This window comes from Haliscomenobacter sp., assembly GCF_041740695.1.
Taxonomy (GTDB): domain Bacteria; phylum Bacteroidota; class Bacteroidia; order Chitinophagales; family Saprospiraceae; genus Haliscomenobacter.
In genome coordinates this window covers 51,477-66,893 of the sequence record NZ_JBGSLK010000134.1, presented here as the reverse complement: position 1 = coordinate 66,893, position 15,417 = coordinate 51,477, and the positions used below count along the sequence as shown (strand labels likewise).

11 protein-coding genes are annotated in these 15,417 nt (G+C 46.5%); all 11 read right to left on the bottom strand.

Going from position 1 to position 15,417, the window contains the following annotated elements; translation table 11 throughout:
* Window positions 1-3 precede the first annotated feature (3 nt).
* The 11 genes from ACEW9O_RS26810 to ACEW9O_RS26760 are packed head-to-tail and all read right to left on the bottom strand — an operon-like array spanning window position 4 to window position 15,414.
* Entirely contained in the window at window positions 4-1,968 is a 1,965-nt protein-coding gene (locus tag ACEW9O_RS26810) for a hypothetical protein (RefSeq protein ID WP_373553307.1), read from the bottom strand.
* Window positions 1,969-1,986: 18 nt separating this feature from the next.
* Window positions 1,987-5,313 carry a hypothetical protein gene (locus ACEW9O_RS26805; RefSeq protein ID WP_373553306.1) on the bottom strand — a complete coding sequence of 1,109 codons (3,327 nt, stop codon included), beginning with the start codon at window positions 5,311-5,313 and terminating at the stop codon, window positions 1,987-1,989.
* 2 nt (window positions 5,314-5,315) lie between these two features.
* Window positions 5,316-9,335: a hypothetical protein gene (locus ACEW9O_RS26800; protein ID WP_373553305.1), complete on the bottom strand. Its 4,020-nt coding sequence runs from the start codon at window positions 9,333-9,335 to the stop codon at window positions 5,316-5,318.
* A complete protein-coding gene (locus tag ACEW9O_RS26795; protein WP_373553304.1) occupies window positions 9,332-9,769 on the bottom strand; it encodes a GPW/gp25 family protein in 438 nt (145 codons plus the stop codon). The genes ACEW9O_RS26800 and ACEW9O_RS26795 overlap by 4 nt, the downstream gene beginning before the upstream one ends.
* A 12-nt stretch (window positions 9,770-9,781) precedes the next feature.
* Window positions 9,782-10,084: a PAAR domain-containing protein gene (locus ACEW9O_RS26790; RefSeq protein ID WP_373553303.1), complete on the bottom strand. Its 303-nt coding sequence runs from the start codon at window positions 10,082-10,084 to the stop codon at window positions 9,782-9,784.
* Window positions 10,085-10,090: 6 nt separating this feature from the next.
* Entirely contained in the window at window positions 10,091-11,824 is a 1,734-nt protein-coding gene (vgrG, locus tag ACEW9O_RS26785) for a type VI secretion system tip protein VgrG (RefSeq protein ID WP_373553302.1), read from the bottom strand.
* Window positions 11,821-12,609, bottom strand: a complete 789-nt coding sequence (locus ACEW9O_RS26780) for a hypothetical protein (RefSeq protein WP_373553301.1) — start codon at window positions 12,607-12,609, stop codon at window positions 11,821-11,823. Before ACEW9O_RS26780 ends, vgrG begins: the two co-directional genes overlap by 4 nt.
* Window positions 12,610-12,611: 2 nt before the next feature.
* Window positions 12,612-12,809 carry a DUF5908 family protein gene (locus ACEW9O_RS26775; protein WP_373553300.1) on the bottom strand — a complete coding sequence of 66 codons (198 nt, stop codon included), beginning with the start codon at window positions 12,807-12,809 and terminating at the stop codon, window positions 12,612-12,614.
* 14 nt (window positions 12,810-12,823) lie between these two features.
* On the bottom strand, window positions 12,824-13,282 hold the full coding sequence (locus tag ACEW9O_RS26770) for a phage tail protein (RefSeq protein ID WP_373553299.1): 459 nt from the start codon (window positions 13,280-13,282) through the stop codon (window positions 12,824-12,826).
* A gap of 9 nt (window positions 13,283-13,291) precedes the next feature.
* Complete coding sequence (locus ACEW9O_RS26765) at window positions 13,292-13,786, bottom strand: phage tail protein (RefSeq protein ID WP_373553298.1); 495 nt, start codon at window positions 13,784-13,786, stop codon at window positions 13,292-13,294.
* A gap of 35 nt (window positions 13,787-13,821) precedes the next feature.
* Window positions 13,822-15,414, bottom strand: coding sequence for a phage tail sheath family protein (locus ACEW9O_RS26760; RefSeq protein ID WP_373553297.1), 1,593 nt, complete (start codon window positions 15,412-15,414; stop codon window positions 13,822-13,824).
* Window positions 15,415-15,417 lie beyond the last annotated feature (3 nt).

Sequence of the window (15,417 nt, the reverse complement as noted above, 5' to 3'; positions counted from 1 at the left end):
GGTTTAGGGTTTGCGTTGGGCAGGCTTGTTTTTTTTCTGTGCTTCTACGATATTAGGGGGAGGTGGTACATTAGCCAATGTACGTAAACCAGCAGGCTGAGGATTATCTTTGCAACAAGTGTATCGATAAGGCAGCACAAAATCAGCAACTACGACATAGGGGTCGATTTTTGGGTCATCATTACATTCCTTTAGGTCAATTGTTTCTTCAACTTCTGTGTATATGAGCACCAGGGTTTGGCCAGGTATTAAGGACTGTTGATGTTCCAAGCCCAATAACTCTTCTAAAGGAAATGAAGGTGGCTTCGTTGTCATATTAAGTGGCAACGCAATTACATCTAAACAGAAATTGCTTTTCTTAAGCTCTTTTAAAAAATCAATCTTTGTGAAATAAAAATTGCTTGTGTTACCATTAGGCCAACTAAGCTGTTTCCCAATATGCCCTTCAACTTTCAAATACGGATACCCTTGTAAATCAAAGCATAAAGGGTAAACAGTTGGATCCAGGCTGGAATAACCGTCTTTGAAAGGCTTAGTGCTTGCCTCGGCATCCCCCACATTGTAGGAGCGATGTTCGTCAATGCGCTGTACTTTGGTAAAATGAGGATTCCAATAACGATGTACGGAATAAGAGCTATCACCATCGAGTGGGTAATAATAAGGGATAGCTTGTGCTCCTAGTTCACCATAGGGTAGATGACTAGGTGTAATAACAATTGGTAATTCATCAATTGAGCCTTTAGCCTCCCAATAATTGGTGGAATCAAATTTTTCCTCATTTCCAGGATCATAACTAAAGCCAGGCATAGCCAACACTTCCTGCATCTGTAAAAAAGGCAAGTCAAAGGTCCAGATCATCATCATCAGCCGCCAGTGCAGGCACTTGATGTGCTGGAGTTGCGCTTCGCGGTTGGATTGTCCGAAAGGAGTTGTAAAAGCATCGCGAAAAACGAGGGGTTGGTGGCTACTGCGTCCACCCAGGACTGGCCCCAAAAGCAGGATGGACTGGGGTTTGGTACCCAGCCCTTCACAAATGCACTGCAAGCGGACATCCGTTAATGCGAGGCGCAATTCTTCATAAGCTTTGACCAGATCGCGCAGCCAATCGTAGAAATATTGAATGTAGTATAGGTGTTTCCCTCGTTTACAAAATTCGGCCCATTTGGCTTCCAATACTTTAGGGAATTTGTCAAGGTATTCTGCATACTTATGGGTAAAAAGTGGGCTATACTTTGTATGCAATCGTTCCAAAGCCTCGCTGAAATCCGGAATCAAGTCGTCCAAAATCGCTTTGTATTCTGAAAAGATCAATTGGAAAGAGTCGATTTTAGAAAATGGATTGACCATCACGCCTTTGAATACATTGGCTTTGTCAGTAATTGCCAAAGTTTTATACCCAAAGCGAGGCACCTTAATACTGGGCAGACTAAGTACAGGTCGCAAATAACGATCAACCTCGATAGGATCCACCTGAGTGCGGGTAGGTGCTTTCGTAAATAATCCTTTGCTGGCCATTGGTGCGGATTGAATGCCCAGGCCCTTTGCCAATTCATCAAGGGGTGCCAACCAAAAACTGAGCTGGGGTTTGCCGTCTTCGGCATTCGTATCGACAGACAGCAGCAGAATTTTATTGTGTAAAAAAGCATGTTCAGGCAAATCACTCTGGTATTGCTGCTTGAGTGAGTCCATCGTTTTGGCGTTGAATGTGGCGTCACTCAACTCATAACAGGTTTGTATATTTAATTGCTGTTGAATGGATTTGGCTCGGGTACTCACGGGCTTAGTCGGCGAATAATAGTGGTTGAATTTTTTGATTTTCTCCAGATGGATCGTTTGTCCAGCGGGGGTGATGGCCGTACCCGCTTGCACCTCAATCGAACAATCATCGTTGACGTGGACTTCCAGGCCACAAACAATGCCATAACCTGATATACAAGGATCTAAATATTTTGGAGTTGTCGTAGCCATTAGTTAGGTTTTTGCGTTTTAAACTTGGGCAGGTAAATCCCATTCCTTCATCTTTTCAACCAAAGCATCAGTACTGCTGGCCAGATTTTCCTGCTCGGTCGAACAAAGTGCATGAAGCCATTCATAATAGACCTTTTCAAATTCCAACATTTTTTCGCGATTCAATGGCTGGATATGAATGGCTAAATGTGCTGGGGCTTCACTGCGCAAGGTTTGTTCAAAATGTTGAAGCAGGCGTTTGTCCTTGAAGCGCTCTACCCATTCGGGGACTACTACCGTAACCCAGAAGGAATAAGGGTCGAGTAGCTCCGGGTATTCCAAATCAAAAACCCTGGGCCTCAGCACTTTTGTATAAGCCTCATTGCGCGGTCGCAGCAAAATGTGTTCAATGAGGTGAAAACTATCATCCTGGCAATTGGCAATCGCTAATTCCTGGATTTGTTTCAGCCTTTGTTCAGGATCAGACGCTTCTAACTGTCGCACAAATTTGGTCTCCAGCAGCAAGGCATTGTTCATTGTGCGTTGAGTTTCTGTTGGCGACCAAAACCCAACAGTGCTGTCTATTACCCCATAATTATTGGTATCGGCGGCATGGTTCAAAAAGTCCTGACAAGCTATTTGAGCCCCTTCCATGCTGCTGAATTTAGCGGTACTCACCAGCAAACGGGTGGCACTATCTTCATTGGTTTTGATAAAAAACTCATACTTATTGCGGCTCCGGGCGCTACTTTTGGTCGATAAGCTCAAGGGCTCCACCCCCAGGAAAAATCCGGGTTCACAGGTAATGGTGTGTCGGGTAGCATCTTCAATGCCCAATAAAGCACAAACCCTTTTTTTCAGACCTTCCACGTTGGGGCTATTCCAAAAATGGGTATTATCCCCTTGAACTTCGGCTCGGTAATTGAAGGCAGTGCCCCGGCGACTACTCAAAAAGGGTGCAGCGGCCAAAAGGTTTTGTTTGTCAGCGATCCAATCGCTGAGGCTTCCTTCCAGTAGGGCCTTCGCATCAATTGGCCTTTCGATTTCGTACAAACCCAAGACGTAGTCGGTAAACTGCTCGCCAAAACGCGCCAAAAGGTGGTTTAAAATTTCGTCCTGACGCAGTTGGCGTTGGGTAAGGCTGCCTGTAACCCCTTCGTTCAGGGCTTTGCGGTAGTCATTGTCGGGCTTATCGGTAAAATTTTCCCAATCCAGACTCCCATCAAAGGCAGTCAAAATATCTTTGATGCCCGGTATCTCGTACAAGGTTTGATATAAGCTGGGTTGAGTCATCCCCGTAGTCTGCCCTTCGATGGATAAAGCCTGGCGCACCTGATCCAGATGAGCCAGGTAATTGGCCAGGATTTGATCGTAAAAGAAAAGATAAGCCTGCAACTGTTTGGCTTGAGCCTTGCGCAGATCAAATTCGCGTGAGGCCATCCCTGTACGGCCAACTTTGTACGTGCGGGGAAGGTCTTCCTGAATACTGGTGTACTCCTGCAAATTTCCAAAGTCCTGGCCTTTGGGAGCGGATAAATCCAGGCTACCCAGTCGATTGATTTTTTCATTGCGCCGCCGCAATTGCAGTGCATCTTCGATGTCCAACTGATTGATTTGAACCGAAATGGGCCCTTTGCCTACCCTCCACTCCGAGCATTTCAAATCCAAATCAGGCAAACAGCGGCAATTCATTTCGAGGCACCAGCGGTTCTTATAGTTGAATTTCTGGTCTTTCTCTTCACAAAAAAACAATTCGAGGTTTTCCACTTGCACCACGCCGGGCACCGCCATGATGCGCTGGTACAAATCCGAGCGGTAGATGGTTTGGCGGGGCTGTGAGTGCAACAGCTCAGCTTCATCAATAAAACCGTGTTCCAGCATAGGGCCCTGGTATACCGGATGTGCATCATAACGTTTGTCGGTGCTGACAAAAATTTGGGGCCAATAATCCTCAAAGTCGGCTTTGGATAATAGATTGCGAACTGCTGCCTCAAAATTTTGGATGCCTTGATGCACTTTATCCTGCAAAGGCTGCAACGCATTGATGGCCTCGCTGGGCAGATTGGCATCCACTAAGCGCTCAAAAGCAGCAGGGTTGAGGCTGAAAGAGCCATACTTATTCAGCATACCCTCCAGGGAGTAAAAATGCACCGGGGGGATCAGGTAATCTTCGATGGCCAGGTATACTTCCGCAAGTACTTCGGCGGGGATAGCACTGGGTTTGAGTTCCAGTTGCAGGTCGATACCCAGCGGTTTTTTTTCCAGGATTTTGAGGCTTGGAGCAATGTCTTCACCCAGGTTGCGGTATTGGTGCAGGCGGTGCAGGGCTGCTGCTTCGATGTCACGAGTTGAACCCAGGTGGGTTTCTTCGATGTCGAGGTAAATGGTGTAGATGCCTTGGGGGATGAAGAGGTTGTAGTAGAAATCGGGTGATGGAAGATCAGGTGGATGTTTATCGAAACCCAGACTGTCTAAAAGCAAAAGAAAGAGTAAGGGTTGACTAAAGAAAAAATCCTGATGCATTTCTGCAATTGAATCCAATTTTACTCCAGAAAAATCTTGGTCAAAAATCTCCTTGATCTTCTCTTTTTTTGCCGCTTCATCCTTCAAACCAAGTGCAAATGAGAGGTCTTTTAACCCTTTAAGTAAAAATCTTTCTTTTGCTTCTACATTTATTCCTTTTGCAATTTCCTCCTCTATAAAATAAGCTGACTCGGCCATGTAATTGTCGGCCATGTAGAGGAGAAACGTTTTTTCTAATAATTTACCTGCGAGAGTCCGAGTAGCTGAAGTTGTTAATTCTTTTTTTAAATTAATTCTTGCATTCGATTCTGTCTTATCATCCTGACACTTTTTAATGTCAACAATTAATTGATCGATTGTTGTCGGCCATGAAAAATTAATTGATGGAAAAACCCTAGGTGTACTATTTATCAATTTCCAATATTGTTCCAAACGTTGCTTTGGCATTTCATGTGCCACAGACTCTCTAAGTTTAAACCTCACTTCCGGCTCCTCCATCTGTTCCACCCATACATTCCTTACCCCTGGAATATCGATCAACACCCGACGCAAATCCAGCGCTGTAACCGGATCATTGGGCAACACGTACTGCGCTGTAAAAAAATTGACCTTATCTCCTACTGAAAACAAATCCGCAGACGAAAAATTACTGCGATAGCCCAGGTCGGTCAGGGCGTAGCACAAGACCTCCAGCATGGTAATGCCAGGATCATGGGCATTGAAATCCGTCCAACAAGCCGAGCCGAGCCGCTCAATGTGCTTGATGCCCTCCCGGCGGAGCAAAGGCCAGTCCATACTGGGTGGATAAACGGGATTTTTGGGTATGGTGAGAGATTGGGACATGGCTAGCTGGGTTTAATGATTAGTATTTCAAATCTTGCTGGGTTATATACTGCAATTGAGATTTTTATTCCAATAAGGTTAGGATTTTCAATTATGCGTTCAATTCCAAAAGCTAGACCAGGTACAGGTTGCAAATCACCGAGGCTTCCTAAAGGTGGCATTTCGGGTCCTTCTAAATCTCCTGATCGAATAAAGGAGTTGAGGTATTGAATAATGTTATTGATCAATGCTAGCTGGGCGCTGGGATTGCCGCTGTCAATCGGAGCCTTGAACCAGGATTCTATCTGCAACCTAATTTTCTCCAACAAACACGTCTTACAAGCACAACCATCCTGCTCCGAAATCACGTTGATTTCGTGATCCAGCACATTAGGATTATCTTCATCCAGGCGGTTCAGATATGTGGTCAGCAGAGAAGCAGCGGTAAAGGGCACGATGGTGTCGGGAGCAGACCAGGGCACTTCATTTTCACCATAATCTGAGCCGGTTCGTGAAGCGAAGTGTTTGATTTTCAGGTTCATTACCACATCCACATAATCCAGGTTTTCCAAAAACAACAACAGGTGAGTGGTGCTGATGGAGTTCCCAAAAAGTAAAGGTTGGTGCTGGTCGCTAGCCCAGGGTGCCAGGAATGTTTTGAGGTCTTCGTTGAGCTGTTTGGTGTAAAAAGGAATGTCTTTACCCGCGTAAAAACGCACACAAATCTGTAGGCGAATGGGTTCAAAGCGGGCATTGATTACACGGAGCCGCGATTTACCGTGCCCACAGCCACAATGGCAATCATGTTCTGCGGTAGTATCATGCTCTTCTTCGTGGCAACAACAAAAACCAGGGCTACCGTACCCGCCCACGAAGTAGCTGTTGTGTCGATTGAGGTACTGGCGAATGGCTTCCAGGTCACCGGCGTCCAGGTTGGGGTAATACTTACGGTTGCCAATCATTTTATCGGGATACGGAACCGCTGCCAAAGTCACATGCCCGGGCATTCCTGCCGCCACCACTTGAGTGTGTGACAAACATTTAGCCAAGGCTACTTTTGGGAATTTTTCCAACACTATCCGTTCGTAATCCCACACGCTAATGGCCCGTTGGCGGTGCCGCAGGCGCTCGTGGATGCGGCGGTAATAACTGTGGCGGTCGCCCACTTCCGAGAGGCGGCCACCAAAGGAAGCATAAGGCTGTTCCACCCGTTTCACATTCACATCGCGAAACCGCAGGGCGCCGATGGTTTCAGCAGGTAGGCCCGGTTCCAGGTGTTCGGGAGTATTTCCATCGTCTTTAAATACTGCAGTGCCCGCATTGACATGAATGTCCACCAACATGGGCAGGGCATCCACCAAGATGTCATCGTCCGGGAATTCGGTGGCTGAAGCCCGCAGCCAGAATAAATCCGTACGGTCTTCCTTACCTTTGATCCAGGTATTGCCATTGTTGATGTCTTCGGGTATCTGGAAGCGGATGATGCCCGTTTGTTTCAATCCCAGGGTTTCGTCCTTGAGGATGAACCGCGGCGGGAAACGCACCCAGTCATTGTCGCGCAGGTACGACCAGATCACATCGGGGGCAATGTGGTCGGGGTTTCCGGTACCCTCAGCCATTTTGAAGAGTAGGTTGAGGGTTTGGTTGGGAAGCAGGGAGGCAAAGCCGAGGAAGAGGTTGCCGTGGGCTTCTTTAAGTGTAGGTTCGTCTTGGCCAGCGTTGGACAAGAGTCCACTTACAATGGGTTGCTGGATGGTTGGGATGAGTTTGAAAGAATTCCCTATATTGCCTACTGGCCAATCTCCGAAAGAGGTTAAATAGTTTACTGTTGCTGGCTGTGCTAGTGTGGTATAGGTAATATAGATGTTCTCGCTAGTAAGAAATATTGCCGGAGGAGGCAATATTTCTCCATTTTCTCCTTCTATTTGTGGATGATCAAATGTAATTTTTATTATTCCAAAGTCATTCTCATTAAATAGTGCAGTGGGTGCATGAGGGCCCTTTTGAGCATTCAGATTAACCAGGGGAACTTCATTAAAACTTTCATCATAATGAACAATAATGGTAACTTCATGTTCCCATTCCAAAAAATCCACTCCAACAATTTCACATACAATTGATGCAAGATTTTTCCTAAATATTTCTTCAAACTTAACATAAACTACGACAGGACGCACATCTCCCGCATTCCTTGAGATTATGACTGGCTCTCCTTTTTGATATACCTTATTTTCGCTTGTTTCATCAGGATATTTTTTTAATAATATTCCCAGCCCTTCATTTTTGAAGAATGGAACATTACGAGAATAATAAAATTGTCCATCTCCAATAAAATCATTAATTAATCCTCTTTTAGAACTAATTTCAAGTTTGTCAATTTTAACATCTCGAATATCATTTTTTGAAACTAATCGCAACAAGGGAATATATTTATCCTTTTCATACAAAAAACTAGGGAAACTTGGACTTAATGCAACTACTATCTTATGGTTTTGGTAAATTACGGCAGAGTCAGGTTTATTTAATTGTCTAGTCGATGAATATGTAATTTTACTCAAATCTACAAGGTCCATCTCTTTCCAACCTTCCACACTGAGTAGCTCTAGTTTTTGGAATAATGAGGGAGGTATAGATTGTCCGGCGTTAAAAAATGGAGTAATTTCAATAATTCTATCATCCCCACCCTCCAGCCACAACTCTGGCGAAGCAATTAAAATCCCAGAAAAACCTTTCAACTGTTCTTTCTTGGCCTCCCAAATATTTTTCTCTTTTACTACATGTGGAGGAAAAATATTTTCATATAACTCAGTAATACGGTTTAGTTTAAATTTAATTCGTTCATATACCTCCATCCCTGAAAATGCACTCCAAGCTTTCCAATTCGGTTTAAACGCCTCCTCTACCCCATCCCGCATATCAGCGGCAGGCAAGGCAATTGAAAAAATCGACCCGTCGTCATTTTTTTTAAAATAAAAATTCTTCTTCTCCACCAACTTCACCTGTCCTACCACCACTTCATCATCCAAACCGTAAATCCTCAATTTCCCACCCTGGTCGGTTCCTCCCGCAAAGAGGGTATCTTCTTTCAGTCGGTAACGCAGTACATTCTGTGCCAATTCAAATACCACATGTACTTTATCTGGAATGGCCCGGCGTTGTTGTAGGCGCAGTACATCTTCGTAATAAAACAACAGGTGGCGCTCCGGGAGGCGGTTCATTTCGTCCTGCAAGTAGCGGAACAGGTGCAGGAAAGTCAAAAACAGGGTGATGTGTGGCGCGTGGTCATCCCGACTGCGTAGGGAGCTGCGGAATGCCCGGGTAGCCTTGTCCACCATCAAGGCCAAAGCCTGGTAAAATTGGAGGAATAAGCGCCAAAGTGCTTCGCGGTTTTCATCGGGCAATAGGTAATCAATGCACAAAAAGTCTTCGTCTGTCGGCAAGCCCCAGGCACTGGCAGCTGGGCTACTCCCAATAAAATCGGCATAATCCTCCAGCAATAATTTGTCCACACTTCCTTTGTGAAAGGCAATTAAGTCTTTGAGTGGCATCACCAACTGGGTGCTCACGATGCGCTGGTATTCCGCGTACAAAGGATGCTCAATGGGTGCTTTTTGGCAAAGCTCCGCCACTTTTAAGGCAAGTTCATAGATAAAGCCCACCAATTCCCGGATGGTACTGGCTGCCGTGGGCTGATTGGGGTTGCTCGGGCTGGGGTTTTCCTGCTCAGCTTTTAATAAACGCAGGTATTGCAATTCCAGCGAACGGTACTCCGTGCGCAGGTTTTCTAAATCCACTGCGGCCATAATGGCAAACAAGGTAGTATCATCCGATTCCCAGAATGAGGTCCAATCGCCCTTCGCCTCATTGTCCTTGTTCCAAAAACGAACCTGCTCCGAAAGATGTCCTACAAAAGCAATGAGGTCTTGCATGGAGCGTTCATCCAGGCGCAAGTTGCTCGGAATCAAGGCTTGCAACAAACGTTCACGTTGGTGTACGCCTTGGCGTTGGAGTGGATGCACGGGGGTGTTAGCATGGATGATCATAACTCAACATTGGTTCCTTCCTGATAATAAAATGGATACACTCGATTGAAGCGGGTATTGGTGCTGCGTACGACGTAGACAATTTTGATCTCCAACAAACCCTGGGTTGGGTCGGGGGTAATGTTTAAACGTTCCAATTTGATCCGGGCTTCGTGCAATGCAATATTCCGAATGATCAAGTCCTCCAGGTAAGAAAGGAGCGATACATTCATAGCAGAAAAAACAAAATCTTCCAGATTGCAGCCATAATCAGCCTGGAGTACCCGCTCGCGAACACTAGTAGAAAAAAGTATTTGCAGGCTTTGCCAAATGTCTTCCTCCGCTTGTACCATAACCGGAGCACCCGTGTTGGGGTCAAACTCAGGAGGGAAAGCCCAACCTTTGCCTAAAAATGATTTGCGCTCTGGCGCATCTGGATTGAATAAGAATTCCATGTTTGGTCTGTTTTATCCACCAATGAATACGTCTGGAGAACCTTCTGATATCATACTGGGGCTGTGGGTCGTTTTATCTAATTGTCGGGCTACCGCTTTACCACCAATGAACACGGTTCCCGAACCTTCGGCAATTCGACAGGGCAATTCCTGACAAGTACAATTGTCCCCTACTACCGCGGCAGCTCGTTGATTGATGAATACAAGACCTGCGCCAGCAGCTATAATCGGCCCACCAGTGTGAGCGCCGCCCCCAGAAATGGGCTGTGTGCATATTTGTTGGTCATTGTTTCTTGCGGCAGGTTTAGCTGGCATAGTTGTTTAATTTAGATCGATGCGGGTTCCTTTTATCTTCACTCCTTGAGTACTCAGTTCAATGGAATTGCTCGCATCAAGGGCAATCGTAATTTTGTTGTTCGCGGCATCCAGCTCTATTTTGGGCCCAGAGGCTCCTCCGCTTATGCTGATCAATTTTGCCTGTTCATCATCGTCAAAGGAGAGGGTAAGCCCGGTTTTGGAAACAAACCCTTTTTTGAAATTGTCATCGTTGGCTGGAAAAGCACTGGGCGCTGCATTGTTGTTGCTGTGCAAGGATCCAAGCACGATGGCATCGTTCGGATCGTTGTTGAGGAAACCTACAATAACTTCGTCGCCCACATCCGGCCGAAAAACAAAACCCCGGTCGTTGCCCGCATGCAAGGTGGCCAAACGGGCCCAGATGCCATCCGCCTGGGTACCGTTCGTATTGTTGGCGACATAAGGCAGACGCACCTGCACCCGATGGTTGCCTGATTCGGTATCGCCACCTACTTTGGAAATGATGCCAATTTGTAGTCCTTGAATGGCTCCCGTCAATCCAGCCGCGTCAGGAACCTGGACGTCCAGGTTTTCCGATGTGAATGCCGCCTGCCAACCAAACTGAATATCGGTCTGCCAGGTACCATTGTGGATTTGGTGCATCACGCCCGAAATCAGGTGTTTGCCATTGAAGCGATCACCCACCCCATTGAGCTCGATGGTATCGCCGGGAATGGCTTCCAAACCCAAGACCCTTACCCGCCCCCGCACATGCGAGAGTTCACTGCGCTTAAATTTGGCTTCGGCCCAGACTTTGAGTTCCTGGGTGTCTAAGTCGCCACCATGGTACAGGTTAATCGGGTTTTGGCCATACAACAATTGAGGAAAATCTCGTTGCGCGGTACCAGGAGCACCTGCGGCACTGGCCACTTGACCCACACCAGATGCCCCCGCAGCAGCTCCGGTATTCCCGGCACTCTCCGCTGCTAAACGCGTCTCTTGTCCCCCTGGCTGTGGCGGCTGTTGGGTATAGTCCCAATTGTAGGCTTTGACACCAGGATAATGCATACGGGTATCTATATCTGCTTCAAACTCCAGCAGGGAAACCCCTGCACTCCCTTGCCCATATTGCACTTGCAATTGGGCTTGTGCGGCTACTTCTGGTTTTTTAAGGTTGACTTGTGCGTCAAGAACATTGACTGCCAGACCATTTGCATCGGCACGCAAGAGCATAAAATCCCAATCCGTGCAATGGAACTGCACCAATTCAGGGTGTTGAACGGGTGTACTTTGGATGGTACCCACACTTAAATCACTGTAACCTTGAATGATCTGCTGCAAAATCCCATCATCCGATTGGTTGTAATGGTAAGTGCTCTTGCGCACCAGTGCCATTTTGATGGCGGGGTCTTTACATTCCAATTCCAGGACACTGGGCCGACCCGTCCGGGCCTGAATTGCGTGCCGAACAATGATGCCTTTAAAGATGGTTTCTTGCTGCTGGCTGTATCCCGCTAAAATTTCGACTTCTTTCCCCGGTGTAAAATCGTTGGTATTGCTTTTTGGAAAATCCTGTTGCTCCACGGCACCATCGGCGAAGAAAAGCCGTGCAGTGGGGATTTTGTTCAGCTCTCGATGAATGCTAGCTGAAATATACCCGCCAGGATTAGCCGTTACATCTTTGCCTCCAATCTTAATCGTTACAGAGACAGTATGGGTAGCCCGTTGCTGTAAATTTGCGGAGTTTGGATTGATCATGAGGGGCGGCTTTTATCAATCGGTGGCAAAATTAAACGGGTGCCCTCGGGTATTTTTCTAAAATTAACCAACTTGTTTGTCTTGGCAATTTCCAAATAGTACCGATCACTTTCGTACACTTCATGGCCGATGCGCAGGATGTTTTCTCCGGCTTTTACCACATGGTGGCGGGTGAGGTCCGGAGAAAGTAAAGACATTAAAGCTGATTGTTCGTTGGGGACGCGTTGAGACTTTAGTTTTAAGGTTATTTCAGCACGCAGCGGAATTCCCGCTGGGCTAAAGAGGTTGTAATTCATCGTCATTTCTTCTAAAATGCCCCTGAATACCAATTTGCCATAGTTGACCAATACAAAGGGCGTTCGGTGATTTTGATCATAAAAATCATACACCACTGATTGGAGTTGAGCTACTTTAAGCACGACATAAGCAGATTTTGCTTCATCAGGTAAAGCTGAAGCAACCGCACTGATGACATCAATGGCAGGGACGTCGTTTTGTTGTACGGCACCCGTTCCATCCAGAATAAATTTTAGCTCCAATACTTCTGCATCAACTCCGGCAAATTGGGCATTGTCCGTGCCAGCCCCTTGTTCAGCCGGGTTTGCATAAATCACTTTAAAGTTTCGGGTAATTTGCTCCGGATTGATCTGGGCTTCAAAAATTCTACTCGTTACTGCATCAGCAATAAAGCCCGCTACTTGTCCTGGCGAAAGGCTGGAACCTCCCAACTGATCCTTGGGATTTTTTAAAGAAATAATCCGCAGTTTATTGATGGCACTTTCCATGGTTAGCGGTCTTTTTGGCGTTCAAGAATGGCCAATACCTGTTGAACACAATCTTCCAATAGTTTTTGGCGGCTGGCTTCATCTAAGACGTTTGGCAATTGTGCTGAAGCGGTAGTACTACCATTTGTATTCCCTCCCTGCCGATTGCCATCTTCAACCAGGATTGCTTTGACCACCAATTCTTTGATTTCAATAGGCATGAATGTAGGTTTGATCAAACTCTGGTGAAATAATTGTAGTTCAACTGGATCGTCTCAATCGCCAGGTCATTGTTCATGGCATTGAAGCCACTGATCTCCCACTTTACGGGATACGCATGTACAATGTGCCAGGCCACCAAGGGTTTGGGTTCGCCCCCTCCCGTTTCTGTATCCAACAGAAAAACATGTAGGTTGTAGGGTTTGAACGAAAACTCTTCAATGGCTTTGCGGCACCAATCCATCAAAGGGGAACTGACCTTGAGGGCGCGTTTGAGCACCAAGGGTTCCGCTTTGGCAGGTAAGGGCAATTGGTGGGTGAAACGATTCTCACCCCCTTCCTTCACTGCCTGCAACTCCAGGCTCATGGATAGGCCCGAAACCTCTTGAAAATCCGAATCGCTGTCCGGCATTTTGTCAATCTGGATTTTGAAATAAAACCCAACCGGAGGATAGCTTTGCAGTGCATTGGCCATAATTGTGGTTTACTTGTACTCCATCGTTAGGCCCTCATGGGCTAGCTCCAGCGTGTCAATGCTGATTTCGTTGGCATCGGCTTTCATATCGCTAAAAGCCACTTTTACCGGGAAGGCATTCTGAAGCGTCCAGGCTATGACTGGTTGGCTTTCTTCATCAATCAGGGTGATGGTCAGGGTTTTCCGGTATTCTTTGCGCGAACGAATGGAACCTGGTGTCGGAGTGCCCGATCCACTGCCGTCGATCCACTTGTAAAAATCGCTGTTGGCATCCTTCATGCCTTGCACCAGCCCCTTTTTCAGGGTGACATTGCTGAATTTGCGCATGCCAGGCATTTTGATTTTCGAAAGACCTATGTCAATACCCGTGCGGTATTCGATCAAATCGATTTGATAATCCAGGCCACTGACCTCGGTAAAGCCAACTTCAGTGGCATTGCTGAGTTCTGGTTTGCTCCAAGCAACGGTAAATCGAAACTTGGGTATGGGATATCCTGTCGCCATGATGAGGATAAGTTTAATTTTTTTGATAAATGAGTTTAGGCTTCGGTCAATTCAAATTTGTGCTCGTATTGCAGGACAATAAATTCAGCAGGGCGAGCTACAGCTACCTTGATGATGACCCGCATGATGCCCCCCAGAACGTCTTGCACAGACATGGATTCGGGTTCACCCACAATCACTTGATAGGCAGCATCGGGCGTATCTCCGTACAAGGCTCCAGCTTTCCAGAGGGTATTTAAAAAACTGCCAATCATGGATTTGACCTTGATCCAGGTTTGAGAAGTATTGGGTTCAAATACAAAGTCCTGCATGGCCCGGGCAATAGAATCTTCGATGAAACAGAAGGTGCGCCGCACGTTGACGTAGCGCCATTCCAGGTCATTGCCAGCCAGGGTGCGGCCACCATAGACCAGGATGCCACGGCCTGGATAAGCCCGAATGACGTTGATGGCTTTACCATTGTCGGGGGCGTTCAGTAAAGCGTGGTCATCATCATCCAATTCGATGGATGGTTTGATGGTGCCAAATACGCTTACATTGGCCGGGGCTTTCCATACGCCTTGGGTAGCATCGGTACGTACGTAGATGCCAGCAATGGCTGGGCTGGGTGGCATGATGACACCGAAGTTGCGGATGGCTTCGATGATTTTGTTGTAAATAGCGTTATTGACGTATTCAAGTACAGCTAAGGTGCCACCTGTCAGGTTTTTCCCTTTTAGGTTTTTTACTCCATTATCATAATTGGTCTTTGCAATGACTAATGCCTCTTTTGCCGTTGTAACAGCATCATCTCCTACTGCAGTGGACAGTGCAGTTTGGGCAGTACCCAATGCGGTTACCAAACCCTTGATAGTAGTCACCCAAGTACTGTCAGGCGTTTGAGTTGGAGTTTGTTGATGTGTCTGAATAGATACACTCTCAGCAGTGTATCCATAGGAAAGATTGGTTGTGAGGTAGGGATAATAGCCCATTCCATATTTTTTTATCTCGATATCACTGGGCATACTATTTTGAAAAGCTTCGGCACTAGCATTTACGGTGCTAGCATTATCTCCGTCGTGAACATCTATTATCGTAACTCTATTTTTCATTTTTTCGCAATGCTGCAAAGCACTTTGAATGATACCCGTATACGCACTCGGCGCCATCGACGTACCGTCTGGGAATACCAAAATGGTCACATCTTTTACTTTTTTGAGCGCATTGAAGCAAGCCAAGCCAAAGAGGCTAGCAACTGGAGCTACAGGGGTATCTTCATATTCCGCCACGGACATAATAAAACAAGGTCCTCCACCATTGGCGTAATACAATTGAAGCGAATGGTACATTTTATAAAACAGTTCACTCGTCTCAACTATACGCACCTCTGGGCGGCGTGGATTGCTTTCTCGATCATCCACATCAACTTGAATAGTTGTAGTAGGCGCTCCCCCAAACCAGTTCTCGTACTCTTGCATGGATTTGATCCGGGTGGGTTTCCCGAGGAGAGAATCTCCATTTTTCTCTGCTTTTTCGGTATACCCGATGAACACGGGTACAGCACTGGGGATCACACCTACCGCTGGTGGCAAGGTGGGCACTTCCTGGGTATAAACACCCGGCATCCTTAAATCTAGTAAGGCAGGCATGTT